The organism is Actinomycetospora rhizophila (assembly GCF_042657905.1).
GTDB lineage: Bacteria > Actinomycetota > Actinomycetes > Mycobacteriales > Pseudonocardiaceae > Actinomycetospora > Actinomycetospora rhizophila.
This window is the reverse complement of the sequence record NZ_JBHSKG010000013.1, coordinates 42,793-68,432: the sequence shown is the minus strand read 5'-3', so window position 1 is coordinate 68,432 and position 25,640 is coordinate 42,793. Positions and strand designations below refer to the sequence as shown.

Annotated in this window: 25 protein-coding genes; 11 read left to right on the top strand and 14 right to left on the bottom strand. The window is 74.5% G+C overall.

Annotation, left to right across the window (positions count from 1 at the left end; genetic code table 11):
* Window positions 1–34: 34 nt before the first annotated feature.
* Window positions 35–1,159 carry a glycine cleavage system aminomethyltransferase GcvT gene (gene gcvT, locus ACFPK1_RS22150; RefSeq protein WP_378023113.1) on the top strand — a complete coding sequence of 375 codons (1,125 nt, stop codon included), beginning with the start codon at window positions 35–37 and terminating at the stop codon, window positions 1,157–1,159.
* A 10-nt stretch (window positions 1,160–1,169) separates the two neighbouring features.
* Complete coding sequence (locus tag ACFPK1_RS22145; protein ID WP_378023112.1) at window positions 1,170–1,673, top strand: cupin domain-containing protein; 504 nt, start codon at window positions 1,170–1,172, stop codon at window positions 1,671–1,673.
* Here the strand turns inward: ACFPK1_RS22145 and ACFPK1_RS22140 are convergent.
* The gene (locus tag ACFPK1_RS22140) at window positions 1,668–2,264 is read right to left on the bottom strand and encodes a VldE C-terminal domain-containing protein (protein ID WP_378023111.1); all 597 of its coding nucleotides are present in this window, start codon (window positions 2,262–2,264) and stop codon (window positions 1,668–1,670) included. The two genes, ACFPK1_RS22145 and ACFPK1_RS22140, sit on opposite strands and share 6 nt — an antisense overlap.
* A 40-nt stretch (window positions 2,265–2,304) precedes the next feature.
* Window positions 2,305–2,964, bottom strand: a complete 660-nt coding sequence (locus tag ACFPK1_RS22135) for a DUF2461 domain-containing protein (RefSeq protein WP_378023110.1) — start codon at window positions 2,962–2,964, stop codon at window positions 2,305–2,307.
* 29 nt (window positions 2,965–2,993) lie between these two features.
* Here ACFPK1_RS22135 and ACFPK1_RS22130 point away from each other — a divergent pair, with 29 nt between their 5' ends.
* A complete protein-coding gene (locus ACFPK1_RS22130; RefSeq protein ID WP_378023109.1) occupies window positions 2,994–4,358 on the top strand; it encodes a PLP-dependent cysteine synthase family protein in 1,365 nt (454 codons plus the stop codon).
* Window positions 4,359–4,367: 9 nt separating this feature from the next.
* Window positions 4,368–5,468 carry a branched-chain amino acid aminotransferase gene (locus ACFPK1_RS22125; protein WP_378023108.1) on the top strand — a complete coding sequence of 367 codons (1,101 nt, stop codon included), beginning with the start codon at window positions 4,368–4,370 and terminating at the stop codon, window positions 5,466–5,468.
* Window positions 5,469–5,627: 159 nt separating this feature from the next.
* Here ACFPK1_RS22125 and ACFPK1_RS22120 read toward each other — a convergent pair whose 3' ends face one another.
* Genes ACFPK1_RS22120 through ACFPK1_RS22105 form a run of 4 tightly spaced genes read right to left on the bottom strand, consistent with a single transcriptional unit; the run spans window position 5,628 to window position 8,605 of the window.
* Window positions 5,628–6,383: an adenosylcobinamide-GDP ribazoletransferase gene (locus ACFPK1_RS22120; RefSeq protein ID WP_378023107.1), complete on the bottom strand. Its 756-nt coding sequence runs from the start codon at window positions 6,381–6,383 to the stop codon at window positions 5,628–5,630.
* Window positions 6,384–6,390: 7 nt separating this feature from the next.
* On the bottom strand, window positions 6,391–7,389 hold the full coding sequence (locus ACFPK1_RS22115; protein WP_378023106.1) for a nicotinate-nucleotide--dimethylbenzimidazole phosphoribosyltransferase: 999 nt from the start codon (window positions 7,387–7,389) through the stop codon (window positions 6,391–6,393).
* 23 nt (window positions 7,390–7,412) lie between these two features.
* On the bottom strand, window positions 7,413–7,940 hold the full coding sequence (gene cobU, locus ACFPK1_RS22110) for a bifunctional adenosylcobinamide kinase/adenosylcobinamide-phosphate guanylyltransferase (protein WP_378023105.1): 528 nt from the start codon (window positions 7,938–7,940) through the stop codon (window positions 7,413–7,415).
* Window positions 7,941–7,948: 8 nt separating this feature from the next.
* A complete protein-coding gene (locus ACFPK1_RS22105) occupies window positions 7,949–8,605 on the bottom strand; it encodes a DUF3043 domain-containing protein (protein WP_378023104.1) in 657 nt (218 codons plus the stop codon).
* 44 nt (window positions 8,606–8,649) lie between these two features.
* Between ACFPK1_RS22105 and ACFPK1_RS22100 the strand changes: the two genes are divergently transcribed.
* Window positions 8,650–9,789 (top strand): glycerate kinase family protein, encoded by a 1,140-nt coding sequence (locus ACFPK1_RS22100; protein WP_378023103.1) that lies wholly within the window; start codon window positions 8,650–8,652, stop codon window positions 9,787–9,789.
* 312 nt (window positions 9,790–10,101) lie between these two features.
* Window positions 10,102–10,473: a HesB/IscA family protein gene (locus tag ACFPK1_RS22095; protein WP_378023102.1), complete on the top strand. Its 372-nt coding sequence runs from the start codon at window positions 10,102–10,104 to the stop codon at window positions 10,471–10,473.
* 65 nt (window positions 10,474–10,538) lie between these two features.
* Here the strand turns inward: ACFPK1_RS22095 and ACFPK1_RS22090 are convergent, their stop codons facing one another.
* The gene (locus ACFPK1_RS22090; protein WP_378023101.1) at window positions 10,539–11,525 is read right to left on the bottom strand and encodes an adenosine kinase; all 987 of its coding nucleotides are present in this window, start codon (window positions 11,523–11,525) and stop codon (window positions 10,539–10,541) included.
* A gap of 95 nt (window positions 11,526–11,620) precedes the next feature.
* Window positions 11,621–13,528: an asparagine synthase (glutamine-hydrolyzing) gene (asnB, locus tag ACFPK1_RS22085; protein ID WP_378023100.1), complete on the bottom strand. Its 1,908-nt coding sequence runs from the start codon at window positions 13,526–13,528 to the stop codon at window positions 11,621–11,623.
* Window positions 13,529–13,845: 317 nt separating this feature from the next.
* On the opposite strand from asnB, the gene ctaC reads away from it, so the two are divergent.
* Both ctaC and ACFPK1_RS22075 read left to right on the top strand, forming a co-directional pair.
* Window positions 13,846–14,748, top strand: a complete 903-nt coding sequence (gene ctaC, locus ACFPK1_RS22080; protein ID WP_378023099.1) for an aa3-type cytochrome oxidase subunit II — start codon at window positions 13,846–13,848, stop codon at window positions 14,746–14,748.
* Between the two features lie 7 nt (window positions 14,749–14,755).
* Window positions 14,756–15,154 (top strand): cytochrome c oxidase subunit 4, encoded by a 399-nt coding sequence (locus ACFPK1_RS22075; protein WP_378023098.1) that lies wholly within the window; start codon window positions 14,756–14,758, stop codon window positions 15,152–15,154.
* 753 nt (window positions 15,155–15,907) lie between these two features.
* On the opposite strand, the gene qcrB is transcribed toward ACFPK1_RS22075, so the two are convergent.
* The 4 genes from qcrB to ctaE form a co-directional block, all read right to left on the bottom strand.
* Window positions 15,908–17,584, bottom strand: a complete 1,677-nt coding sequence (gene qcrB / locus ACFPK1_RS22070) for a cytochrome bc1 complex cytochrome b subunit (protein WP_378023097.1) — start codon at window positions 17,582–17,584, stop codon at window positions 15,908–15,910.
* The gene (qcrA, locus tag ACFPK1_RS22065) at window positions 17,581–18,678 is read right to left on the bottom strand and encodes a cytochrome bc1 complex Rieske iron-sulfur subunit (RefSeq protein WP_378023247.1); all 1,098 of its coding nucleotides are present in this window, start codon (window positions 18,676–18,678) and stop codon (window positions 17,581–17,583) included. Before qcrA ends, qcrB begins: the two co-directional genes overlap by 4 nt.
* A gap of 68 nt (window positions 18,679–18,746) precedes the next feature.
* The gene (gene qcrC, locus ACFPK1_RS22060; RefSeq protein WP_378023096.1) at window positions 18,747–19,562 is read right to left on the bottom strand and encodes a cytochrome bc1 complex diheme cytochrome c subunit; all 816 of its coding nucleotides are present in this window, start codon (window positions 19,560–19,562) and stop codon (window positions 18,747–18,749) included.
* A gap of 87 nt (window positions 19,563–19,649) precedes the next feature.
* Entirely contained in the window at window positions 19,650–20,273 is a 624-nt protein-coding gene (gene ctaE, locus ACFPK1_RS22055) for an aa3-type cytochrome oxidase subunit III (protein WP_378023095.1), read from the bottom strand.
* 243 nt (window positions 20,274–20,516) lie between these two features.
* Here ctaE and ACFPK1_RS22050 point away from each other — a divergent pair, with 243 nt between their 5' ends.
* Both ACFPK1_RS22050 and trpD read left to right on the top strand, forming a co-directional pair.
* Entirely contained in the window at window positions 20,517–20,933 is a 417-nt protein-coding gene (locus ACFPK1_RS22050; protein WP_378023094.1) for a response regulator, read from the top strand.
* Window positions 20,930–21,997 (top strand): anthranilate phosphoribosyltransferase, encoded by a 1,068-nt coding sequence (gene trpD, locus ACFPK1_RS22045; protein ID WP_378023093.1) that lies wholly within the window; start codon window positions 20,930–20,932, stop codon window positions 21,995–21,997. Before ACFPK1_RS22050 ends, trpD begins: the two co-directional genes overlap by 4 nt.
* Window positions 21,998–22,004: 7 nt before the next feature.
* On the opposite strand, the gene ACFPK1_RS22040 is transcribed toward trpD, so the two are convergent.
* Both ACFPK1_RS22040 and ACFPK1_RS22035 read right to left on the bottom strand, forming a co-directional pair.
* Window positions 22,005–22,283 (bottom strand): Lrp/AsnC family transcriptional regulator, encoded by a 279-nt coding sequence (locus ACFPK1_RS22040; RefSeq protein ID WP_378023092.1) that lies wholly within the window; start codon window positions 22,281–22,283, stop codon window positions 22,005–22,007.
* A gap of 50 nt (window positions 22,284–22,333) precedes the next feature.
* Complete coding sequence (locus ACFPK1_RS22035; protein ID WP_378023091.1) at window positions 22,334–24,085, bottom strand: DEDD exonuclease domain-containing protein; 1,752 nt, start codon at window positions 24,083–24,085, stop codon at window positions 22,334–22,336.
* A 150-nt stretch (window positions 24,086–24,235) separates the two neighbouring features.
* Here ACFPK1_RS22035 and ACFPK1_RS22030 point away from each other — a divergent pair, with 150 nt between their 5' ends.
* On the top strand, window positions 24,236–25,591 hold the full coding sequence (locus ACFPK1_RS22030) for an NYN domain-containing protein (RefSeq protein WP_378023090.1): 1,356 nt from the start codon (window positions 24,236–24,238) through the stop codon (window positions 25,589–25,591).
* Window positions 25,592–25,640: the final 49 nt, after the last annotated feature.

Below are 25,640 nucleotides of genomic sequence, written 5' to 3'. Positions count from 1 at the left end.
GCTAGGACCGGACGGGCTCGGTTACCGTGCCGCGGTGTCCGACACCGATCCTCGCCGGAGCCCGCTGCACGATCACCACGTCGCCCTCGGCGCCTCGTTCGCGCCCTTCGGCGGGTGGGAGATGCCCGTCCAGTACAGCCGTGACGGTCGTGGGGGCACGGTGGCCGAGCACACCGCGACGCGCGAGGCCGTCGGGCTCTTCGACGTCAGCCACCTGGGCAAGGTCCGCGTCAGCGGCCCGGGCGCGGCGGCGTTCGTCGACCGCTGCCTGACCAACGACCTGTCCCGCATCCAGCCCGGCGGGGCGCAGTACACGCTGTGCTGCGCGGACGACGGCGGGGTGATCGACGACCTCATCCTCTACCTCGTCGGGCCCGACGAGGTGTTCGCCGTCCCCAACGCCGCCAACTCGGCGGGGGTCGGCCGGCAGCTCGCCGAGGTCGCGCCGGAGGAGATCACGGTCGCCGACGAGCACGAGGCCCACGTCGTGCTGGCGGTGCAGGGGCCGGCGTCGCCGGCGGTGCTCGCCGAGGTCGGCCTCCTCGCCCCCGACACCGAGCTCGACTACATGGCCTTCGTCGACGCCGAGTGGCACGGGCGCCCGGTGCGGGTGTGCCGCACGGGCTACACCGGCGAGCGCGGCTACGAGCTCATCGCCCCCTCCGACGGTGCGGGGGAGCTGTGGGACGCGCTGGCCGCCGTGGTGGCCGAGCAAGGTGGCCTGCCCGCCGGGCTCGGCGCCCGCGACACGCTGCGCACCGAGGCGGGGCTCCCGCTGCACGGCCAGGACCTGGGCCCGGACATCACGCCGCTGCAGGCGCGGTGCGGGTTCGCGGTGGGCTGGAAGAAGGACGCGTTCTGGGGCCGGGAGGCCCTGGTCGCCGAGCGCGAGGCCGGGCCGCGGCGCCGGTCGTGGGGGCTGAAGGCCACCGGGCGCGGGGTGCCGCGCGGGCACATGACCGTGAGGCGCGGCGACGAGACCGTCGGCGAGACCACGTCGGGCACCTTCTCGCCGACGCTGAGGACCGGCATCGCGCTCGCGCTTCTCGACACCGCCGCGGGGCTGGACGAGGGCGACGTCGTGGCCATCGACGTGCGGGGACGCACCCTCGAGTGCGAGGTCGTCTCGCCGCCTTTCGTGGCCTCGCACGTGCGGTGAGGATGGCCGGGTGAGCTTCCCGACGGAGATCCCCGCGTCCGACCCCGGCGTCTTCCGCTTCCGCTCGCAGGCCGAGCAGGCCGGGCCGGCGATCTTCCTGGCGCCCGGCGACGTCACCGGCGGCGGCTACGGGCTGTTCGAGAGCGCCGCCGAGCCCGGGCGGATGGGCGCGGTGCCGCACTTCCACACCGGGTTCAGCGAGGCGTTCTGGGTGATCTCCGGGCGTCTCGCGGTGATGAGCGGGCGCGAGTGGCAGGTGCTGGGCAGCGGCGACTTCGCCCACGTGCCCGTCAACGGCGTGCACGCGTTCCGCGCCGTCGGCGACGAGCAGGCCCGGTTCCTCATCCTCTTCGTGCCCGGCGCACCGGCGTCCCGGTACCCGCGCGAGCACTACTTCCGCGGGCTCGCCGAACGCTTCGCCCGCGGCGCCTCGGCCGAGGAGATCGACGAGTTCGCCCTCGAGTGCGACCAGGTCAACCTGCGCGACTGGGAGAGCGGCCCGATCCCGTCATGAGCGACCCACGCTGACGTGCACGTGGTCGAAGTGCCCGCCGGTGGCGTCCTCCGGGTCGTACACGCCGCCGCCGCGGTAGGGCCGGCCCCAGCCGTCGGCGGCGTCGGCGCTCCCGCGGTACCAGATGCGGCCCTGCCAGATGACGTAGCGGACGTCGAGCTCCCGGGCCTCCGCCCGCAGCCACTCCGCGACGGCCCACCCGGCGGCGAGGTCGTCGCCCTGCGGGAACTCGCCCGAGCGGGCGGGGAAGAAGTCGCAGGCGCGGCCCTTCGGATGGTCGCTCGAGGGGTTCCAGGCGTGCTCGGACCAGCAGCTGATCGACCGGATCGGGGCGTCGCGGCCCGGGTCGCCGAAGCGGGCGACGGCCGCGTCGTGCAGCCGCAGGGCGGTCGGGGTCAGGCAGCCCCGGGCCGACCCGTCGGCCGTCGGGTCGCTCTCGCTGCACGGCTCCGGCGGCGGGGGCTCGACGACCTCCCACAGGTCGCGGGCGGTGAGGCCCCGCTCGGCGGCCACCCACCACAGGAGGCCCGCGAGCAGCGCGAGGACCAGCAGGAGGCCCGCCCCGACCGCCGCCCGGGTCCTCGTCTGCACGGGGACCAGGCTAGGCGCGCCGTGGCGTGGTGACGGTGAGTCAGCGGCGACGCCCGCCCGGGCGCTCGGCGGCGTCGTCGAGGTCGACCCCGACGTGGTCGTCGAGCCAGCGGCCCAACGGCGCGAGGCGGCGCCAGGTGGTCGCGACGCGGTCGGCGAGCCCGGGCTCGTGCAGCTCGTCCGACGGCGGCCAGGCGTACCAGGCGAACAGGCTCTTGTGGCGCAGCAGCGCGAGGCGCGGGTGCGCGGGGTCGACGCCGCGCGGGCGCGACTTCAGCTGCTCGCCGCCGATCGTGAACCCCTCGCCGCGCAGGCCGTCGACGATCTCCTCGAGCGCCGGTCCGTGGCGCTCGTCGTCCACCGCCGCCCGGTAGCGGGCGACCTGCGCCGAGGTCATCCGGTAGTAGCCGCCGGCCACCATCAGCCCGTCGGCGGAGACCTGGACGTAGTGCGGGCCGGCGGTGGCCCCGCACTGCGTCTTGTAGGGCGTCTTGTCGGCCGCGAACCGGACGTCGCGGTAGGGGCGGAAGACCTTGCCCGCGCCGAACTCCGTCTCGAGGTCCGCGAGCAGCGCGACCATCGGCGCCCGCACCTGCTCGTCGTAGACCGCCTTGTGGTCGGTCCAGTACGCCTTGGTGTTGTCGGCCTCGAGACCCTCGTAGAAGTCGACGACCGCCTCGCCGAAGCCCGGGAACGTCACGGGGACATCCTGACGTGTAGACACGACCCGTGTCCGGAGCGGTGCACGAGTCGGTGCTCGACGCGATCGGGGCGACCCCGCTGATCCGCCTGCGGCGGGTGAGCGAGGGCCTGGCCCCGCGGATCTACCTCAAGGCCGAGTGGCAGAACGCGGGCGGCAGCGTGAAGGACCGCGCGGCGCTCGCCATGGTCCGCGCCGCCGAGCGGTCCGGGGACCTGCGGCCGGGCGGGGTGATCGTCGAGGGCACCTCGGGCAACACGGGGATCGGGCTCGCGCTGGTCGGCGGGGTGCTCGGCTACCGCACGGTGATCGTCGTCCCGGACACCACCGCCGCCGAGAAGATCGCCGCGCTGCGGGCCTACGGCGCCGAGGTCGTGCCGACCCCCGGCGGCCTGACGCGCGAGGACCCGCGCCACGTGAACAACCTCGCCGCGAGGATCGCGCAGGAGACGCCGGGCGGCTGGCTCGCCGACCAGTACGGCAACCCCGCCAACCCGCAGGCCCACCGCGACACCACCGCGCCCGAGATCTGGGAGCAGACCGGCGGCGCGGTGACCCACCTCGTCGCCGGCATCGGCACCGGCGGCACCATCTCGGGCACGGGGTCGGCGCTCAAGGAGCGCGGCCCGGTGCGGGTCGTCGGCGTCGACCCCGCGACCTCGGCCTACGGCGGCGGGGACGGCAGCCCGTACTACGTCGAGGCCATCGGGCACTACCGCCACCCCGACACCGTCGACGACCCCTGGCCCGCCAACTGGGACCGTTCCGTCGCCGACGAGATCGTGCGCGTCGACGACCGCACGACGATGCTCACCGCCCGCCGCCTGGCCCGCGAGGAGGGCCTGCTGCTGGGCGGGTCGTCGGCCACGGCCGTCGCGGGGGCGCTGCGGATCGCCCGCGACCTGGGCCCCGACGACGTCGTGGTCGTCATCGCGCCCGACTCCGGGCGGGCCTACCTGTCGAAGTACTTCGACGACGGGTGGCTCGGCCGGCTGGGGTTCACCGAGGAGGGGCCGGGGTCCGTCGGTGAGCTGGACGTCGTCGATCTGCCGGTGCTGCGCGCGTCGTGGACGGTGGCCCGCGCCCGCGAGGTGCTCGACGGGGTGCCCGGCCCGGTGCCGGTGTCCCGCGACCGCGACGCCGGCGCCGCCGCGCCGTCGGAGATCCTCGGGGCGCTCGCGGTCCGCGACCTGGACGGCCTGCCCGACGGCGACGCCGTCGTCACCCACGTCCGCCCGGTGGCACCGAGCGTCGGGGCGGGGGAGGGGCTCGAGGCCGCCCGCGCGATCGTCGGGGACGCCGAGGCGGCGTGGGTGGTGCGCGACGGACGGGTCACCGGTCTCGTGACGCGGGCGGCGCTGGGCTCACCCGAGAGTCTTGCCCCGTCGGACTAGTCTGGGCCCATGAGTACGACCTTCACCCATGCCCCGCACCCCGCCCCGGCGACCGCGGAGCGTGTGGCGGAGGTACTGGCCGCGCCCGGGTTCGGCAAGTTCTTCACCGACCACATGGTCACGATCTCCTGGGACGCCGCCCGCGGCTGGCACGACGCCACCGTCGGGCCCTACCAGCCGCTGGCCATGGACCCGGCCTCGGTCGTGCTCCACTACAGCCAGACGATCTTCGAGGGCCTGAAGGCGTACCGCTGGGCCGACGACTCGGTGCACGCGTTCCGCCCGGCCGCCAACGCGGCCCGCATGGCCCGCTCCGCCGAGCGGCTCGCGATGCCGCCGCTGCCCGAGGACCTCTTCCTCGACTCGCTGCACGAGCTCATCGCGGTCGACCACCGCTGGGTCCCGGCCGCCGGCGGCGAGGACTCGCTGTACCTGCGGCCGTTCATGTTCGGGTCGTCGTCCGGGCTCGGTGTGCGGCCCAGCGAGGAGTACCTCTACCTGCTCATCGCCTCCCCGGCGGGCGCCTACTTCCCGCGGGGCCTGGCCCCGGTCACCGTGTGGCTGTCCACCGACTACGTGCGCGCGGTGCCCGGCGGCACCGGCGAGGCGAAGTGCGGCGGCAACTACGCGGCCTCACTCGCCGCGCAGGCCCAGGCGTCGGCGCAGGGCTGCGACCAGGTCGTGTGGCTCGACGGCTTCGAGCACCGGTGGATCGAGGAGATGGGGGGCATGAACCTCTTCTTCGTGTTCACCGACCCCTCGGGCGCGGTCGAGGTCGTCACCCCCGAGCTCTCCGGCTCCCTGCTCCCCGGCGTGACGCGCCGGTCGCTGCTCGAGCTCGCCCAGGAGGAGGGCGCCACCGTCACCGAGCGGCGGATCTCCACCGACGAGATGGAGAAGGAGGTCGCCGCGGGCCACCTCACCGAGGTGTTCGCGTGCGGCACGGCGGCGGTGATCACCCCGGTCGGCACGGTGAAGCACGAGGGCGGCGGCTACGACATCGGCGACGGCACGCCCGGCCCGATGACCCACCGCCTGCGCGACCGCCTCACCGCCATCCAGCGTGGCGCGGCCCCCGACCCGCGCGGCTGGATGCAGAAGCTCGCCTGAGCTCTCTTTGTCGCAGCGAACGCGCTGTTCGCTGCTTCTCGGCGCGCAAAGTCCCCGTTGATCACGACTCCCCGTTCGCGGTGCTCGCCGCGAACCGGGCGTTCGCGCGCCGAGAAGCACCGAACGCCACGTTCGCTGCGGCCAGGCTGGCCGGGCTGCTCAGGCCGTCGCGAGGACGATCAGGGCGGCGGTGGCGGCGAGCTCCGCGCAGGCGCCGAACACGTCGCCCGACACGCCCCCGAGGCGCCGGCGCGCGTGGGCCGCGACGAGCACGACGACCACGGCGGCGAGCACCGCCGCGACCGGCGCGCGCCAGCCCAGTACGGGGGACGCGCCGGCCGCGAGGACCACCGCCCACGCGGGCGCCACCCACGCCGGCTGGGTGCCCGCGACCAGGGCGCCGAGGCCGTCGGGCGACGCCGCCGGCACCCCGCGGCGCGCGACCCACGCGAACGCCGCACGCCCGAGGGCCAGGGCCAGCGCGCCGGCGACGACGGCGATGAGCAGGCCCCGGTCGGCGAGCGCCCCGACCGCGGTGGCCTGCACACCGATGACCACGACCAGCCAGACGACCGCGAACGCCCCGGTGCCCGGGTCGCGCATCACCGCGAGGGTGCGGGCGGGGTCGCCGTGGCTGCCGAGGCCGTCGGCGAGGTCGGCGAGCCCGTCGAGGTGCAGGCCGCGGGTGGCCGCGGCCCCGAGACCGACCGCGACGAGGCCCCCGAGCAGCGCGGGCGCCCCGAGGGCGACGAGCCCGGTCGCGGACGCCCCGAGCAGCGCGCCCAGGACCACCCCGACCAGCGGCACCACGACCAGCGCGACGCCGGCCGCCGCCCGGTCGATCCGCGACGCGCGCACCGGCGCGACCGTGAACATCGCGACCGCGAGCGCGACCCCGGCGCCGATCCGGCTCACACGGGGCTCAGACCGCGACGGCCGCGCGGACCAGCCCGACCGCGGCGAGCGCTCCCGTGCCCTGGCCGGCCCGCATCTGCAGGTCGAGCAGGGGCTCGAGGTCGAGGACGGTGAGCGCGAGGGCCTGGGCGGGCTCCGTGCACCGCGACCCGGCCACCCACCAGGCCCGCGCGCCGGGGGCCTCGGCGTCGGCGAGCAGCGCGGCCACGGCCGTCGCGGCGCCGTCGAGCACGACCGGGGTGCGCCGGCGCGCGGCCTGGGCGAGGAAGCCCACGAGCGCGGCGAGGTCCGCACCGCCGGTGATGCGCAGCAGGCCCTGCGGGTCGCGACCCACCGAGCGGGCACGCCACAGGCCGTCGCGCACCGCCGCCGCCTTCACCATCCACACGCGGTCGTCGATCCCGCTGCCGCGCCCGACCGCGGCCACCGGCTCGCGGCCCGTCATCGCCGCGGCGAGCACCGCCGTCGGGGTGCTGACGCCGACGGCCAGCTCGCCCACGACGAGCAGGTCGGCGCCCTCGTCGACCTCCTCGTCGGCCACCTCGCGGCCGGCGCGGACCGCGGCGGCGGCCTGGTCGGCGGTCAGGACGTCCTCGACGTCGAGCCGACCGCCGCCGCGCACGACGGCCCGGTCGTCGCGCGCGTCGCCGGGCGCGGGGGCGGCGAGCCCCACGTCGACGACCCGCAGCCCGGCTCCTGCGGCCTCGGCGAAGCGGCAGACCGGCGCGGACCCGTCCCGCACGGCGGCGACCCGCGCCGCGGTCTCGCTCGGCGCGTGCGCCGAGACCCCGGCGGCAGCGATCCCGTGGTCGGCGGCGAAGAGCACCGCCCGCACCCGCCGCGGCGCGCGCACCGGCGCCCGGCCCTGGCAGGCGGCGAGCCACGCCGCGAGCTCCTCGAGCCGTCCGTAGCTCCCGCCCGGCATCGCCGCGAGGGCCTCGCGCCGGGCGGTCTCGTCGGGCGGCGCCACGGCGTGCGACGAGGCGGTCGGGGTCGCGGGCTGCACGCCGCCGACGGTATCCACAGGTCTCACCGCAGGCGCAGCGGCACCCCGGCGACGAGCAGCCACACCTCGTCACACACGGCCGCGAGCTCCTGGTTCAGCGCGCCGAGCTCGTCGCGGAAGCGGCGCCCCGCGCTCGTCGAGGGCACGACGCCGAGCCCGACCTCGGCCGACACGAGCAGCAGGGTGCCGGCGAACCCCGCGACCGCCGCGACGAGGTCGGCCCGCGCGGCCGCCACCGACAGCGCGTCGCGCTCCCAGCCGGCGTCGTCGAGCAGGCCGGTGACCCAGGTGGCGAGGTCGTCGACCAGCACCGGGACGCCCGGGGCGCCGGCCAGCACCGCGGGGAGGTCGGCGTCCTCGATGGTGCGCCAGTGCGGGGGCCGCCGGGCCCGGTGGACCTCGACCCGGCCCGCCCACTCCGGGTCGGCGGCCGGGTCGACGCCGCGCGCCGTCGCCACGTAGAGGGCGGGCGCCTCGGCGTCGAGCAGGGCCTCGGCGTACGCGGACTTGCCCGAACGGGTGCCGCCGAGGACGAGGACGCGCGGGGTCACGCCACCCGTCAGTCGACGGGCGTGCCGCGCGCGACCCGCGGCGCCGGCATGCGCAGCTTGCGGATCTGGGTGGCGCGGGTGAAGGCGTACCAGCCGAAGGACAGGCCGCCGACCTGCTCGTTCGGGAACTTCGCGCGGACCTTCGAGACCACGTGCCGGCCGAGCAGCACGCCCTCGAGCGCCATCATCACGAGCATGATCAGGCAGATCAGGCTGCCCGCGGTCTGCACGGCGGGCACGGGGACGATCACCGTCACGAAGATGACGACCGCCAGCGGCATGAACAGGCCCATGAGGTTGCGGCGGCCGTCGACGAGGTCGCGCGCGTAGGCGCGGGCGGGGCCGCGGTCGCGGGGCATGAGCACCGCGTCGTCGCCGGCCATCATCCGCTTGCGGCGCTCGGCGGAGGCGCTGCGCCGGTCCTCCTTGCTGCCGCGCAGCGACCGCGCGCGCTTGATGGCCTCCCGCTGGGTCTTCGGTGCGGGCGCGACGGGACCGCGCTTCTTGCCCTCGGCGTCGCGCCGCGACGGCGTCGGGCGGCCCTTGCCCGCCGTCTGCGAGCGCACCCGCTCGCCCACCACCACGGACTCACGGTCCTCGGTCTCGTCCGACACGGCGGTGTCGGTGGACTCGGAGGAAGCGGTGCCGCGGCGCAGGAACTTCACGCGACCAGGATAGGACACGGCCCCCACCCCCTACCGTGATCCTCATGCGCGTTCTGCTCGCTCCCGACTCCTTCGGCGGCAGCCTCACCGCTGCCGAGGCCGCGACCGCGATGGCGGAGGGCTGGGCGCGCACGCACCCCGACGACCGGACGGTGCTGCTGCCCCTGGCGGACGGGGGGACGGGGTTCGTGGAGGTCCTGCACACCGCGCGCGGCGGCACCCGTCACGACGTCGAGGTCACCGGGCCGCTGGGGGAGCCGACGACGGCGACGTGGCTGGAGCTCGACGGGACCGCGTACGTCGAGTCGGCGTCGGCGTGCGGCCTGCACCTCGTGCCCGAGCGCACCCCGGAGACCGCCGCGGCCGCGACGAGCCGGGGCGTCGGCGAGCTGGTGGCCGCGGCGCTCGCCCGATCGCCGCAGCGGATCGTCGTCGGGCTCGGCGGCTCGGCGTGCACCGACGGCGGCGCCGGGATGCTCGCCGCGCTCGGCGCGGTCGCCCTCGACGGCGACGGCCACCCGCTGCCCGACGGCGGGGGCGCGCTGGCGGCGGTCGCGCGCCTGGTCGGGCTGCCCGACGTCCGGGCGCACCTCGCGGGCGTGGCGCTGGTGGTCGCCGCCGACGTCGACCACGTGCTGACCGGCCCCGAGGGCGCCGCGGCGGTGTTCGGGCCGCAGAAGGGGGCCGACGAGCAGACGGTCGCCGCCCTCGACGCGGCGCTCGCGACGTGGGGCGGCGTGCTGGGGGAGGAGTGCGGGCTCCCGGACCTCGCGGGGCAGCCCGGCGCCGGGGCGGCCGGCGGCCTGGGGGCGGCGCTCGCCGCGCTGGGCGCGGCGCGTGTGCCCGGCGGGGAGCTGGTCCGCGACGTCGCGGGGCTGGACGCGGCGATGCGGGACGCGGACCTCGTCGTCACCGGCGAGGGACGGCTCGACGGGCAGTCGCTGCACGGCAAGCTCGTCTCGGTCGTTGCCGCCCGGGCGCGCGAGCACGAGGTGCCGTGCATCGCGCTGGCCGGACAGGTCGAGATGACCGGCGGCGAGGCCGTCGAGGCCGGGCTGGACGGCGCGTACTCGGTGGCCGCCGACGCGGGCTCGGTGGAGGCGGCGCTCGCCGAGCCGGCGGCCCGCCTGGCGGACCTGGCGGAGGGCGTCGCCCGGAGGTGGGGCGCGCGGCCCCCCGGGTGACGGGAGACGGAGCGAAGCGGGAGCTCGACCCGAGTGACGGGAGACGGAGCGAAGCGGGAGCTCGACCCGAGTGACGGGAGACGGAGCGAAGCGGGAGCTCGACCCGAGTGACGGGAGACGGAGCGAAGCAGGAGCTCGACCCGAGTGACGGGCGTGAGCGCGCTCGCATGAAGCACCGCGTCCGGTGTGCGACGATGGGATCAGGCCGCGGGGACGGGTACACCGGTCCCCGAGGGAACACACGGCACCGCGCCCGGGTTGCACTCGGCGAGTGTGTGCACCACGTCCGTCCCGGGAGCTCAAGGGAGAACCATGACCGTCGAGAACCCTGCCGCGCCGACCGAGGCCGACACCAAGCCCCACGGCGTCGAGCTGACCGACTCGGCCGCCGGGAAGGCGAAGGCCCTGCTCGACCAGGAGGGCCGCAACGACATGTCGCTGCGCATCGCCGTGCAGCCCGGTGGCTGCGCGGGCCTGCGCTACCAGCTGTTCTTCGACGACCGCAGCCTCGACGGCGACCTCGAGGTCGACTTCAACGGCCTGACCGTCGCGGTCGACCGCATGAGCGCCCCGTACCTGCAGGGTGCGGTCATCGACTTCGTCGACACCATCGAGAAGCAGGGCTTCACGATCGACAACCCGAACGCGGGCGGATCGTGCGCCTGCGGCGACAGCTTCAACTGATCGCCGCCTGACGGCACACGGCCCCGGACCTCGCCGAGGTCCGGGGCCGTCGTGCGTCCGGGGTCCTACAGGCCGTCGACCTCGGCCGCGACCTTGTCCCGCAGGCCCTCCGGCGGCTGGGCGCCGAGCTGGGCCACGACGTGGGACGCCGCCACGGCGCCGATCCGCCCGGAGGTGGCGTGGCCGAGCCCGCGGCTCCAGCCGTAGAGGAACCCGCCGGCGTAGGCGTCGCCCGCGCCGGTGGTGTCGACGAGCTCGTCGGCGTCGCGGACGCCGACCTCCTCGACGCTGCCGTCGGCGTCGTAGACCGTCGAGCCCTTCGGCCCGTGGGTGACGACGACGACCTCGCAGTTGCCGCCCTGGCCGCGCAGCAGCGAGGTGACCGGGTCGTCGCCGACCAGCGCGGCGACCTCGTCCTCGTCCGCGATGAGGATCTCGACGTTCTCGCGGGTCAGCTCGCGGAAGTACTCGCGGTGGCGCTCGACGCAGCCCGCGTCCGAGAGCGTGAGGCCCACGCGCGCCTCGCTCTTGGCGGCGGCGTCCACGATCTTGCCGATCGTGCGGCGCGCGTGCTCGGTGTCGGCGAGGTAGCCCTCGATGAGGCTGACCTTGCTGCCGGCGACGTCGTCCTGCTCGATGTCGTCGGGGCCGAGCGCGGTGCAGGCGCCCAGGAACGTGCTCATGGTGCGCTCGCCGTCGGGCGTGACCATGACCAGGCAGCGGGCCGTGGCCGGGCTGCCGGACAGGGCGGGCGTGCTGAACGAGACCCCGTGCGAGCGGATCGACTCGGTGAACGACGTCCCGAGACGGTCGTCGGACACCTTCCCGACGTAGCCGGCGTCGGCGCCCAGGGCCGCGGCGATGGCGATGGTGTTGGCGACGCTGCCGCCCGAGCGCTCCGTCGTGTCGCCGGCCTCGGTGTAGAGCTTCTCGGCCTGGGCCTCGTCGATGAGCGTCATGCCGCCCTTGGGCAGCTCGTGCGCACGGATGGTGTCGTCGTCCGTGCGGAACAGCACGTCGACGATGGCGTTGCCGATCCCCAGTACGTCCATGCCTACCTCTCGAATCGCACTACGTCCTTCGGACCAGCGATCGAGCCTAGGTGAAACTCAGCGCGACCGGGACCGGACCGTTGCGTGGCGCACGTTCACGCATACACCGGGTAGTTCGGCTCGGGGATCTCCGGGCGGATGCGCCGCTCGACGAAGATGCCGTGCCAGAGCATGAACACGAGCAGCGTCCAGATGCGCCGCGAGTGGTCGACCGGCCCGGCGCGGTGCTCGTCGAGGAGCCGCAGCACGGCCGCCTTGTCGAGGATCGCGTCGGTCTGCGAGTCGCGGACGATCTGGCGCGCCCAGTCGAGCATGTCGTGGGCGAGCCAGTAGCGGATCGGCACCGGGAACCCGAGCTTGCGGCGGTTGAGCACGTGCGGGGGCACGATGCCGTCGATGGCACGGCGCAGCGCGTACTTCGTGGTGCCGTGCGCGACCTTCTGCTCGGTGGGCAGGTGCGACGCGACCTCGAACACCTCGCGGTCGAGGAACGGCACCCGCAGCTCGAGCGAGTTCGCCATCGTCATCTTGTCGGCCTTGACGAGGATGTCGCCGCGCAGCCAGGTGAACAGGTCGACGTGCTGCATGCGCGCCACCGGGTCCCAGCTGCCGGAGTCGGCGTAGAGCGGGGCGGTGACGTCGACGTGCGAGAGGCCCGGGTCGTGGCCGCGCAGGACGGCCGCGAGCTGGTCGTTGCGGAAGATGCGGGCGTTGCCGTAGTAGCGCTCCTCGAGGGGGAGCGCGCCGCGGCGCAGCAGGTCCTTGCCGCGCATGCCGTCGGGCAGCCGGGACGAGAGCGCGCCGGCGAGCTTGCGCACGGCGCCCGGGAGCTTCTCGAACGGCGCGAGGGAGAGCGGCTCCTTGTAGATGGTGTAGCCGCCGAAGAGCTCGTCGGCGCCCTCCCCGGACAGCACGACCTTGACGTGCTTGCGGGCCTCGCGCGCCACGAACCACAGGGGCACCAGCGCGGGGTCGGCCACCGGGTCGTCGAGGTACCAGACGATGAGCGGGAGCGCGTCCATCATCTCCCGGGCGTCGACCGTGCGGACGACGTGCCGCACGCCGATGGCCTCGGCCGACTCGCGCGCGACATCGACCTCGGAGTAGCCCTCGCGCTCGAAGCCGGTGGTGAAGGTGATGAGGTCCGGGTTGTGCTCGCGGGCCAGCGCCGCGATCGCCGTCGAGTCGATGCCGCCGGAGAGGAACGCGCCCACCGTGACGTCGGCGCGCATGTGCTTGGCCACCGAGTCGCGCAGCACCTCGGTGATCTCGTGGTGCAGGCGCACCTCGTCGTCGACCGGCTTCTCGTCGAACGACGGGGTGAAGTAGCGCTCGGCGGTCATCGGCTCGCCGGGGGAGACGGTGAAGCTCGTCCCGGACTCGACGCGGCGGATCGAGCGGTGCAGCGTCAGCGGCTCGGGGACGTACTGCAGCTGGAGGTAGTGCTGCAGCGCGGTCGGGTCGGGCGCGGTGGTGGGCTCGCCGAGGGCCTGCGCGAGCTCGAGCAGGCTCTTCTTCTCGCTGGCGAACGCGACGCCGTGCGGGCCGGCGGCGACGAACAGCGGTTTGATGCCGAACGGGTCGCGCGCGCCGAACAGCACCCGCTCCTGCGTGTCCCAGATGAGGAACGCGAACATGCCCCGCAGCCGGCGGACCGCGTCGGCGCCCCACACGTCGTAGGCCGCGACGATGGCCTCGGTGTCGCCGTCGGTGACGAACTGCGCGCCGTGGTCGCGGGCCAGCTCCTCACGCAGCTCGAGGTAGTTGTAGATCTCGCCGTTGAAGACGATGCGGTAGCGGTCGCTCGCGTACGTCAGGGGCTGGTGCGAGCCCTCGACGTCGATGATGGACAGCCGGTTGAACCCGAGCACCACGTCCTCGTCGTGCCACTCGCCGGACTCGTCCGGCCCGCGGTGGCGCATGCACGTGAGGCTCTCCCGCACCGCCTCGGCGCGCGCCGCGCCCGCACCGTCGGACGTGATCAATCCCATCAGGCCGCACACGCGTCCGCTGACACCTCCGGTTCCGGGGTCGCCGTCGGGCCCGGACGAGCCGGGCCCGGGCCAGTATGACGACCCTCGGGACCGGGCCTCCGGACGCCCCGGGCCGCGTGGGCGAGCGACCCGCCGCGCCCCTCCGACAGCGCGTAGTGGCTGGCTCGGCTAGTCTCCGCAACGACGTCGGGGCCCGGGTCCGCCGGGCCGCTCACCACGCCGACGCCGGGCTGTATGACCAGCGCGGACGTGGGGGCACCGCCCGAGGAGGAAGGCAGCCAGCAGTGCGCCGAGATGGGACGCCGGTCCGGAGCCGCACCGGTCGCGTGCGCCGGGCCGTGGGCCTGGCCTTCGCGGCCGTCACCGTGGCCTTGTTGACGTCCGGCTGCACCGTCGACGAGGTCCTGCGCTTCGGCTGGCCCGTCGGCGTCACGCCCGAGGCGACGCAGATGCGCACCCTCTGGACCTGGTCCGCGGTCGCCGCCCTCGTCGTCGGCGCCATCGTGTGGGGGCTGACGGCCTGGACCGTCGCCTTCCACCGGAAGAAGGCCGGCGCGTCGGACCTGCCGCGGCAGTTCCAGTACAACCTGCCGCTCGAGCTGGTGCTCACGGTCGTCCCGCTGATCATCGTCGCGGTGCTCTTCTACTTCACGGTCGTCGTGCAGAACGTGGTCGACCGGAACGCGACGGGCAACGAGCTGAAGGTCGACGTCGTCGGGTTCCAGTGGAACTGGGAGTTCAGCTACCCCGACACCCCGGCACCGAACGGTGAACCCGCCTCGGTCATCGGGACGACGACCCAGGTGCCGATCCTCGTGCTGCCGGTCGACCGGCCGATCGCCTTCACCCAGGAGTCGCAGGACGTCATCCACTCGTTCTGGGTGCCGGAGTTCCTGTTCAAGCGTGACGTCATCCCGTACCCGGCCGAGAACGACCAGAAGAACACCTGGGTGATCGACCGGATCGAACGTCCCGGTGCCTTCGTCGGACGCTGCGCGGAGTTCTGCGGCGCGTACCACTCGATGATGAACTTCGAGGTCCGTGCCCTGCCGCAGGACCAGTTCGAGCAGTTCCTGCGTCTGCGCGGCCAGGTCAACCCGCAGACGGGGCAGGGTTACACGACCGCGGACGCCCTGGCGACGATGAACTGCGGCGAGCTGTGCGCCCCGCAGTCGATCACCACGCCGCCGTTCGACCAGAGCCCCACCTCGCAGATCGCCGTCAAGTGAGGACCCGATGAGAGTCGAATCCCGCATCTTCGAGATCCTCACGGTCTTCTGCTTCGTCTGCGCGATCGTGTACGGCATCCTCTCGGGCGAGGAGGTCGGCATCGTCGCCCTGACGCTGACCGGCGGCCTCACCCTGATCATCGGCACCTACTTCCGCTTCGTGGCCCGCCGCCTCGAGGAGCGCCCCGAGGACAACCCCGAGGCCGAGGTGTCCGACGGCGCCGGCGACCTGGGCTTCTTCAGCCCGGGCAGCTACTGGCCGCTCGCCGTCGCCGGCGGCACCGCGATGACCGGCCTGGGCATCGCGCTGTGGCAGTGGTGGCTGATCGTCCTGGCCGGCATCGGCCTGCTCATCGCCATCTGCGGCCTCGTCTTCGAATACCACGCGGGCCCCGAGGCGCACTGAGGTCCGCACCCGCGTTGCCCCCACGACCCCGCTCCGCCCGCCGGAGCGGGGTCGTGGTGTGTCCGGGGCGTGCGTGCGGGGCTCTGAGAGGCGTTCTGCGGGGTCGGCGGGCTGGTGTCGGCGTTGGAACGCACGAACGGCGCGTTCGCTGCCTCTGGCGGCGCGAACGGCGCTTTCGTGTCATCGCTGGGCGGGGGTGCGAGGCGTGGCCCCGCGCGACCGGCACGTTCGGCAGGCGGGCGAGCCCGTCGATCATGCGGAAGGTGCTCCTCGGCGCGGCGGTGACGGGATGTTCGGGGCGGCGGGCCCTGCGCCCCTGATCAGGAGAGCGTGGTGCACCGGGGGCGTCGTTCCGGGGTGCACTCGGTGCTCGTGATCTCGGTGGCGGCGGGGTGTGGAGCGGGCGCACCGGGTGTCGGGGCTCTGGCGAAGATCAGGAGGTCGAAAGACCCTCGTGCGCCGGCTCTGGGGTGCCTTTCCGCCTGCTGATCACCGGACGTACGGAGGCTGCGCCCCGACCTCGTGATCAGGGGAGCGTGTTGCACCGGGGGCGTCGTTCCGGGGTGCACTCGGTGCTCGTGATCTCGGTGGTGGGCGGGGAGTGGGGCGGGGGCGGGTTCGCGGGGCCTTGCCACCTGCTGATCACCGGAGGCCAGCAACGCCGCATCGCTCGCACACGCCCACCCACGCAGAACAACGACGGGCCGGGAGCGTACGTGACGCTCCCGGCCCGTCGTGGGTCGTGCTGGGTGCCTACTCCTGGATGTCGCGCGGACGGCCGGCGTCCGGACGGCCCGCGAGCTCGCGGGTCTCGCCGGGCTCGACCTCCAGCGGGTCGCCACCGCCGCCGCCGAGGGCGTCCTGCTCCTCGGCCGGGTCGGGGCGGAACCAGCCGCCCTTGAGGGGCTGGCCGGCCGAGCCGAGGTCGTTCATCCGCTTCGGCACCTTGGCGCCCTGGTAGGCGAGCGGCACGGCGTGGCCGTGGTCGTCGACGCCGCCGAGGGGCTGGTGCACCTCGATGAACTCGCCGTGCGGGAGGCGCTTGATGTGCCCGGTCTCGATGCCGTGCTCGAGCACCTCGCGGTCGCTGCGCTGGAGGCCCAGGCAGATGCGGTAGGTCGCGAAGTACACCAGCGGCGGCAGCACGAGCAGGCCGATGCGCCCGATCCACGTCATCACGTTCAGGGAGATGTCGAACGTGTAGGCGAAGATGTCGTTGCCGCACGCCAGCAGCAGCCAGAAGTAGAACGTCATGGCCATCATGCCGGTCGCCGTGCGGACGGGGACGTCGCGCGGCCGCTGCAGCAGGTTGTGGTGGGCCTCGTCGCCGGTCAGCTTGCGCTCGATCATCGGATAGAGCGCCAGCAGTGTCGTGAGGATGCCCATCCCGATCACGGCCGGGAAGAAGATCGCTGGGATCGTGTATCTGCCGAACAGGTACATCTCCCACGACGGCCACAGCCGGACCGCGCCGTCGAACACGGCCATGTACCAGTCGGGCTGCGAGCCCGCCGAGACCTGTGTCGGGTCGTACGGCCCCAGCTTCCAGATCGGGTTGATCTGGAACATCCCCGACATCATCGCCATCGCGCCGACCGACACGACCATGAAGCCGCCGGCCTTGGTGGCGAACGTCGGGAGGATGCGGACACCGACGACGTTGCGCTCGGTGCGGCCGGGCCCGGGGAACTGCGTGTGCTTCTGGAACCACACGAGCGCCACGTGGATCGCGATGACCGCCGTGATGATCCCGGGCAGCAGGAACACGTGGACGATGTAGAGCCGCGGGATGATGATCGAGCCCGGGAACTCGCCCCCGAGGATCGCCCAGTGCAGCCAGGTGCCGATCACCGGGATCGACAGGACGATCGCCGAGAGGCCGGTGCGCAGGCCCGTGCCGGAGAGCAGGTCGTCCGGCAGCGAGTAGCCGAGGAAGCCCTCGATCATGCCCGTGAGCAGGAGGACGACGCCGAGGATCCAGTTGGTCTCGCGCGGGCGGCGGAACGCTCCGGTGAAGAACGTCCGCATCATGTGCGCGATCATCGCGGCGACGAACAGCAGGGCCGACCAGTGGTGGACCTGGCGGATGAACAGGCCGCCGCGCACGTCCATCGAGATGTTGACGGTCGACTCGTAGGCCATCGACACCGTGACGCCACGGAGGCCCGGGTAGGTGCCCTCGTAGGTGGTCTCGGCCATCGACGGGTCGTAGAAGACGGCCAGCCAGGTGCCCGAGATCAGCAGCACGATGAAGCTGTACATCGCGACTTCGCCGAGCATGAAGGACCAGTGCGTCGGGAAGACCTTGTTGATCTGACGACGGATCGGTCCCGCGGGGTGGATGCGGCTGTCGACCTCGTCGGCGGCGGTGCCGGCGAGCTTCATCGCCAGGCCGCCGCCCTTGCGGGTGGGTGTGGTGATCGAGCTCATGAGTTCCGCTCCCAGAACGCCGGACCCACCGGTTCGATGAAGTCGCTGCGTGCGTACAGGTACCCCTGATCGTCCACCGCGATCGGCAGTTGCGCCAGCGGACGGGTCGCGGGACCGAAGACCGGCTTCGCGAACTCGTTGGCCTGGAACTGCGACTGGTGGCAGGGGCACAGGATGCGGTTCGTCTGGTCCTCGTACAGCGACGTGGGGCACCCCATGTGGCTGCAGATCTTCGAGTAGGCGAACAGCGTGCCGTAGTTGAAGTCCTCCTGGCCCGCGCGCTTGATCACGGCGACGTTGGGCCGGAGGCGGATGAGCATGACCGGCGAGTCGGACGAGCGCAGGACCTCGGCGAGGTGCTCGGGGTCCTCCCGCTCCTCCTCGCGGAACGGGAAGACCGTCTCCATGGCCCCGGGCTCGAGGTCGCCCGCGCGGACGAGGACGACGTCGGTGTTGATGCCGGAGTTCTTGCGCAGGTAGACCCGCTCGCCGTGCTTCGACTTCCAGTCCGTGACGAGGAGCGGCGAGTTCGGCCCCTCCTTCCACGGGTTCTTCACGAAGCCGCCGAACGCGGCGACGAGGACGCCGAGGCCCAGCACGCCGCCGGCCGCGCCCATGGAGCGGTAGATCAGCTTGCGGCGCGAGAGCCCGCTCTGCTGACCGGTCTGGACGAGGCGCGCGGCCGCGGTGCGGCGGTCGACCTCGGAGGAGCGCCCGTCGTGGCGCTGCTGGATCGTGAGGTCCTCGGGCAGCAGCTTCTTCGAGTAGGCGATGACGCCCATGCCCACCGCGAACACGGACAGCCCGAAGGTGATGCCGATGATCGGGGTGTAGAGCGCGTAGACCCACGCGCCCTCCTCGGTGGGCGAGCGGTACTCCCACGGCCACGCGATGAACGCGACGATGAAGACGATCCCCGAGATCAGGGCGAGGATGAACCATCCCGCGACCTGGCGCTCGGCGCGCTTCTCGGCGCGCGTCCCGGGGACCGGGAAGCGCTCGCGGGACGACACGACCTCGATGTCGTCGATCTGGTTGCCCAGACGCACGAGGTCGTCGGTGCTCATCCGGGCGAGCTCCTCGTCCGACGGGATGCGCGGGGTGGCGTCCGTCGGGTGGGGCTCGCTGGGCGCGTTGGCGCCGCGGTCGGCGGGGCGCGTGCTCACTGGCGGCTTCCGATCCAGAGGGAGATACCGATCAGGGCGGCGAGCCCGACGAAGAAGGCCACGATGCCCTCGGGCACGGGGCCGAATCCGCCGAGACCGTTGCCGCCCGGGTTGGCGCCGGTGTTGTTGCTCGACACCGACTTGATGTAGCCGATGATGTCGCGCTTCTCCTCGGGGGAGAGCTGCGAGTCCGCGAAGGTCGGCATGTTGGCCGGGCCCGAGAGCATCGCGGCGTAGATCTGCTGCTCGTTCGCCGGGTCGAGGTTCGGCGCGAACTTGCCCGACGAGAGCGCGCCGCCGCGGCCGGTGAAGTTGTGGCAGGAGGCGCAGTTGAGGCGGAACAGCTCACCGCCGCGCCCGAGCTCCTCGCCGCGCAGCGCCTCGCCGCGCTCCTCGGGCAGCACGGGTCCGCCGCCGTTGGCCTGGATGTAGGCGCCGAGGGCGTCGATCTGGGCCTCGTCGAACCGCGGGGGCTTGCGCTCCGCGGCCGCACCCTGGGCCGCGAGCGGCATGCGGCCGGTGGAGACCTGGTAGTAGACCGAGGCCTCGCCGGTGCCGATCAGGCTCGGGCCGCGCCCCTCCACGCCCTGCAGGTTGCTGCCGTGGCAGGTGATGCAGGAGTTGTCGTAGATCTGCTGACCCTCGCGCACGATCGCCGGGTCGGCCGCGATCGCCTGGTCCGGCTCGGGGGTGAACACCGTGTAGAGGCCGCCGACGGCGACCAGGGCCACGCCCAGGGCGAGCAGTCCGGACAGGCGCCGGCGCATCTTCGACCCGCGCCGTGCCCGGGTGCGGGGCTTGTCGTCACTCATGGGGTGCCCAACCTCGAGCTCTCCTCGCCGTGGGTGGTGGTCCTGGCGGTCGTGCGCCGTGTCGTCGTGCGGGGTCGCGGCCATCGATCAGCGGATGAAGTAGATGACGGCGAACAGGCCGATCCAGACGACGTCGACGAAGTGCCAGTAGTACGAGACGACGATCGCGGCGGTGGCCTGCGCCGGGGTGAACCGGCTGAGGAACGTGCGGGCTATGAGCAGGACGAACGCGATCAGACCGCCCGTGACGTGCAGCGCGTGGAAGCCGGTCGTGATGTAGAAGACCGACCCGTACGAGCTGCTGGAGATCGTCGTCGCGTGCGCGGTGACCAGCGTGTAGTACTCGAACACCTGGCCGAGCACGAAGACCGTGCCCATCACGAAGGTGATCGCGTACCAGCGCCGCAGCCCGAAGACGTCACCCCGCTCGGCCGCGAACACGCCGTACTGGCAGGTGAACGACGAGGCCACGAGGATGATCGTGTTGACCAGCGCGTACGGCACGTCGAGCTCGGTCGGCTCCGGTGGCCAGCCCTCGGTCGCGTTCGCCCGCGCGACGAAGTACATGGCGAACAGCCCGGCGAAGAACATCAGCTCGCTGGAGAGCCAGATGATGGTCCCCACGCTCACGACGTTGGGCCGGTTGAGGGAGTGAATCCTCGCGCTGAAGGAAGGCGCCGGCGCACCCTGGGCGGTCGTCACGGGCGTCATGATGACACCTCCGGCCGACGTGAGCCCGTCGGGGCGAGGCCTCGTCGTGTCACCGGCCCGTCCTCCCGCGATCGCCTCCCCGACGGCGCCCGTACCCGCGCCGACCTGCACCGCCTCTCACCTGCGGGTTCTCCTACCCGTCGTCGTACGTCGGGCCGTCGTACCGGTTCCCGGGCGGGTCGGCAGGTGGTCGTGACGGTGCGTGCGGCCCGCTAGCATCCGGCGCATGCAGGAGCGCACGCGATGACGGCCCCGACCACCACGCTGACGGTCGTCGTGATGAGCCACCGGCCGGAGGTCCGCGAGGCCATCGCGGGAGCCGTCGGGCGCCGTCCGGCCCCCGATCTCCCGCGCCTGCGCTTCGTCGAGGCCGGCAACGTCGCCGACGTCCTCGGCGCGGCCGACGCGGGGGAGATCGACCTCGCCGTGCTCGACGGCGAGGCGCAGCCCACCGGCGGGATGGGGGTCTGCCGCCAGCTCAAGAACGAGAGCGACGACCCGCCGCCCGTGATCGTCGTCGTGCGCCGCCGCGACGACCACTGGCTCGCGACGTGGTCGCAGGCCGACGCCGTCCTCGTGCAGCCGCTCGACCCGGTGACCGCGGCCGAGACCGTCGCCACCGTCCTGCGCGAGCGCGCCCTCCCGGCCGTCCGCGGGTGACCGCCCCGGTCGGGGCCCCGAGCTGGCCCGGGCTCCTCGGCCGCCTGCTCGCGGGCCGGGACCTCGCCGCGGACGACACCGAGTGGGCGATGGACCAGGTGATGTCGGGCGAGGCGTCGCCCGCGCAGGTCGCCGGGTTCGTCGTCGCGCTGCGGGCGAAGGGCGAGACGGCCCCCGAGATCGCCGGGCTCGCGACGGCGATGCTCGCCCACGCGCGCCCGGTCGAGGTCCCCGGCCCGGTCGTCGACATCGTCGGCACCGGCGGCGACGGGGCGCACACGGTCAACATCTCGACCATGTCGGCCGTGGTGATGGCCGCCGCGGGCGCGCGGGTGGTCAAGCACGGCGGGCGGGCGGCCTCCTCGCAGAGCGGGTCGGTGGACGTCCTCGAGGCGCTCGGGGTCCCGGTCGACCTCGGCCCCGACGCCGTCGCGCGCTGCGTCGCCGAGGTGGGGATCGGGTTCTGCTTCGCCCAGGTGTTCCACCCGGCGATGCGCCACGCCGGCCCCGTGCGCGGCCAGCTCGGCGTCCCCACCGCGTTCAACCTGCTCGGGCCGCTGACCAACCCGGCGCGCCCGGGCGCGGCGCTCATCGGGTGCGCCGACGTGCGCTTCGCGCCGATCCTCGCCGAGGTGCTCGCCGCGCGGGGCGACCGTGCGGTGGTGGTGCGCGGCGACGACGGGCTCGACGAGGTCACCACGGCCACGACCACCACCGTCTGGCACGCGGGCCCCGGCGGGGTGCGCGTCGAGACCCTCGACCCGACCTCGCTCGGCGTGCCCGTGTCCACCGCCGGCGACCTGCGGGGCGGTGACGCCGCGCACAACGCCACGGTGGCCCGGGCGGTGTTCGCCGGCGAGCGCGGGCCGGTCCGCGACGCGGTGCTGCTTAACGCCGGGGCGGCGCTCGCCGCCTACGAGGAGGCCGTCACCGGCACGGCGATGGCCGACCTCCACGAGGGCGTGGCGGCCGGGCAGCGCCGCGCCGCCGAGGCCGTCGACTCCGGCGCGGCGACCGCGCTGCTCGAGCGCTGGTCGGCCGTCGCGCGAGCCGTCCGCGAGTGATCGGGGACTAATCGAGCCCGACCGAGAAGGCCGACGCGTCGTCCCGCGAGGAGTACGAGCGGAAGGCGATGTGGGTGGTGGTGCTCTGCACGCCCTCCACCTTCGACAGGCCGCCGGCGATGGCGTCGGCGAGCTGCTCGTGCTCGCGGACGCGGACCACGGCGACGAGGTCGACGTCCCCCGCGCAGGAGTAGACCTCGGCCACGCCGTCGAGGTCGGCGATGGCCTGCGCGGTCTCGGGGATGCGGTCGGCGTCGGCGTGGACCAGCACGAAGGCCGTGATCACGGGCGCTCCTCGGTGGCTCGGGGTGCTCGGTGGGTGTCGCCCGGGGGAGTCTAGGGCGGCTCGCCGGGCGCCCTCACGGGATCGCGGCGCGCCTCGCGGGCGCGTCCCACCCAGCCGGCCCACGCCCCGGCGCCGAGGGCGGGCATCGCCCAGGGCGTCGTGGTGCGCACCATCCGCGTCCCGGGCCGCTCGAGCCACCGCGTGACCACCGCGACCTCCTCGGGCGGCGCGCCCCGCAGCGGGCCGTCGCCGGGGATCACGGTCTCGGCCGACGCGACGAGGGCCTCGACGACCGGCATCGGCGGCACCCCGCGCCGCGCGCGCCCGGCGCTGGCGAGGCGGCCGTGGCGCACGACGGCGAGGTCCCAGCCGCGGGCGCCGTCGGGGCGCGCCGCGATCATCTCGGGCGTGCCGGCCACCGACGACAGCCGCTGCACCCGCCCGAGCGCGGTGGCGAGGTCGGCGAGCCGGTCGCGGTGGGCGGCGGCGTCCTCGAAGCGCTCGGCGTCGGCGAGCGCGCCCACCGTCGCCGAGAGCCGCCGCAGCCCCGCGTCGTCGGCGCCGCGGACCAGCGCGCGGGCGTCGGCGACCACCGGCCGGTAGGCCTCCACGTCCACGTGACCGGCGCACGGGGCGCCGCAGCGGCCCATCTCGTGCAGGGCGCACGGCGTGCCCGAGGCCCCGCGCGCCGGGATGCGCTGGGTGCAGGGGCGCAGCGGCAGCGCGTCCTGGAGCGCCTGGACGGCGTTGACGGCGTCCGGGCGGCGCCCGAAGGGGCCGACGGCGTCGGCGCGGGGCGTGCGCACGACGGACAGGCGGGGGAAGGGCTCGTCGGTCAGCGCGACCCACCAGCCGCGGTGAGGGAAGCGCGAGCGGCGGTTGTAGCGCGGCGCGTGCCCGGCGAGCAGGCGCAGCTCGCGGACCTCGGCCTCCAGCGAGGTCGAGCACACGACCCAGTCGACGCGCTCGACGAGGCCGATCATCTCCTTCATGCGCGCCCGCTTGTCGCCGCCGGTGAAGTACGAGCGCACGCGTCGTCGCAGGTCACGACTGGTGCCGACGTAGAGCACCTCGTCGCCCGGCCCGCGGAACAGGTACACGCCGGGCTCCTCGGGCACGGCGTCGGCGAGGTGGCGCTTGGCGCGCTGGGCGGGGCTGACCTCGACCTGGAGCGCCAGGAGGTCCTCGAGCGTCGACACGCCGCGGCTGCCGACGCGCTCGAGCAGGCCGTGCAGGACGTCGACGGTGGCCTTGGCGTCGTCGAGGGCGCGGTGGATCGGGCGCGTCCGGGCGTGGAAGAGGGTCGCCAGCGCCGAGAGCCGGCACGACGGTGCCTCGTCGCGGGTGAGCACGCGCCGGCCCAGCTGCGCCGTGCAGACCACCGCGGGGCGCGCCCACGGCGGGCCGTGGCGCCGGCAGGCCGCGCGGAGGTGGCCCATGTCGAACGGGGCGTTGTGGGCGACGAGCACCGCGCCCGCGCAGAACTCCAGGAACGCGCCGAGCACGGCCGGCAGGCGCGGGGCGTCGCGCACCATCGCCGTGGTGATCCCGGTGAGCGAGACGATCTGCGGGGGCACCGCGACCCCCGGGTCGACGAGCGTGGCGAACTCGCCGACGACCTCGCCGCCGCGGACCTTGACCGCGCCGATCTCGGTGATCGCGTCCGAGTCGGGCGGTCCGCCCGTCGTCTCCAGGTCGACCACGACGAACGTGACCGCCGACAGCGGCGTGCCGAGCTCGCCGAACGAGAGCTGGGGGTCCGGGCCGGTGACCGGACGGGCTGAACGGGCTGTGGCGTCCATCGCCGGCGGACGCTAGGCGCGACCCCCGACAGCGCTCCGCCGTGTCAGCGGCGTGGCGTCGCAGACACTCAACGTCCGTATCGCCACGCGCTCGATCGCCGGTGGCGAGGGTCGGCTCCGGGGCGCGGGGCGGGTCTAGCCTGACCGGTCATGGAGGAGGGGGCCGCCGGGCCGGAGGAGACGTCGGACGACGACGTCGCCGCCCGGTCCGCGGTCCGCGCCCGGCTGCTCGAGGCCGCGCCGGAGACGGTGCGCGCGAAGGTCGCCGAGCTGGTCGCGGTCGCCGTCGGGAACCTGCCCGTCGCCGACCTCCCGCCCCCGGTCCGCCCGGTGGCCCGGTTCGCGCCGGCCAAGCGGGCCCGGGCCGGCGCGGGCCCCCTGCTCGGGGCGCTGGGCGGCACCACGGGGTTCGCCGCCCGCGTCGTCGACTGGTGGACCGAGGAGCGCCCGGCGGACTGGCGGCCGCCGTCGCCCGACCCCGTCCACGCCGCCGCGGTCGCCGTGCTCGAGGGCCGCGAGGAGGGCTCGGGGCTGGTCCGCGACCTGGGGGAGCGCGCGGACGCCGGGCGTGCCCGCGCCGAGCGCGACGCCGCCCTCGCCCGCGCCGAGCGCCTCGAGGCCGAGGTGCGCCGCCTGACCGCCGAGCTCGACCGGGCGCGCGCCGCGGTCGACGAGGCCGCCGAGGGGAACCGCGACGAGATCGCCAAGCTGCGCGCGCGGCTGCGCGAGCAGGGCACCCGCGTCCGCCGCGCCGAGGACGAGGCCGCCGAGCTGCGCGCCGCCCGGGAGGCCGGCGACGGCGGCCTGCGCGCCGAGCTGGCGGAGCTGCGCCGCGACCGGGACCGCCAGCGCGAGCTCGCGGCCGCCGCCGAGGACCGCGCCCGGCGCGCCGCGGACGACCTGACGAACGCCCGGCGCGCCGCGGTCGACGCCCGCCGCGCCGACGACGCCCGGCTCGCGCTGCTCGTCGACACCGTCGCGGGCGCCGCCGAGGGCCTGCGCCAGGAGCTCGGGCTCCGCGCGGGTGACACCGGGGCGCGGCCCGCCGAGCTGGTCGGCGCCGGGTCCGGGTCGGCGCCCAAGGCCCGCGTCACCGACCCGGCGGCGCTGGACCGGCTGCTCGCGCTGCCCGAGGTGCACCTCGTGGTCGACGGCTACAACGTCACCAAGACCGGCTGGCCCGAGCTCTCCCTGGCCGTGCAGCGCGAGCGGCTCGTGGCGGCCCTCGCCCCGCTCACCGCGCGGACGGGCGCGGAGACGACGCTCGTGTTCGACGGGGCCGGGATCACGAACGTGCCGACGCACTCGGTGCGCGGGGTGCGGGTGCTGTTCAGCGACCCCGGGGTGATCGCGGACGACCTCATCCGCTCGCTGGTCGGCGCCGAGCCGGAGGGGCGCCCGCTGGTGGTGGTGACCTCGGACCGCGCGGTCGTCGACTCGGTGCGCCGCCAGGGCGCCCACCCCGTGCCGTCGAGCGTCCTGCTCGCGCGGCTGTCCCGCATCTGACCTGCGCGTCCGTCCTCGTCGGGCGGCGTTGTCGGGGGTCGCTCCTAGC

Bases quoted from the DNA above. Each gene is read 5' to 3' on its own strand.
- ACFPK1_RS22100 (WP_378023103.1), top strand. From the start codon at position 8,650: ATGCGCGTTCTGCTCGCTCCCGACTCCTTCGGCGGCAGCCTCACCGCT.
- ctaE (WP_378023095.1), bottom strand. From the start codon at position 20,273: ATGACGCCCGTGACGACCGCCCAGGGTGCGCCGGCGCCTTCCTTCAGC.
- ACFPK1_RS22095 (WP_378023102.1), top strand. From the start codon at position 10,102: ATGACCGTCGAGAACCCTGCCGCGCCGACCGAGGCCGACACCAAGCCC.
- ACFPK1_RS22090 (WP_378023101.1), bottom strand. From the start codon at position 11,525: ATGGACGTACTGGGGATCGGCAACGCCATCGTCGACGTGCTGTTCCGC.
- ACFPK1_RS22035 (WP_378023091.1), bottom strand. From the start codon at position 24,085: ATGGACGCCACAGCCCGTTCAGCCCGTCCGGTCACCGGCCCGGACCCC.
- qcrB (WP_378023097.1), bottom strand. From the start codon at position 17,584: ATGAGCTCGATCACCACACCCACCCGCAAGGGCGGCGGCCTGGCGATG.
- ACFPK1_RS22050 (WP_378023094.1), top strand. From the start codon at position 20,517: ATGACGGCCCCGACCACCACGCTGACGGTCGTCGTGATGAGCCACCGG.
- ACFPK1_RS22125 (WP_378023108.1), top strand. From the start codon at position 4,368: ATGAGTACGACCTTCACCCATGCCCCGCACCCCGCCCCGGCGACCGCG.
- qcrC (WP_378023096.1), bottom strand. From the start codon at position 19,562: ATGAGTGACGACAAGCCCCGCACCCGGGCACGGCGCGGGTCGAAGATG.
- ACFPK1_RS22030 (WP_378023090.1), top strand. From the start codon at position 24,236: ATGGAGGAGGGGGCCGCCGGGCCGGAGGAGACGTCGGACGACGACGTC.
- ACFPK1_RS22075 (WP_378023098.1), top strand. From the start codon at position 14,756: ATGAGAGTCGAATCCCGCATCTTCGAGATCCTCACGGTCTTCTGCTTC.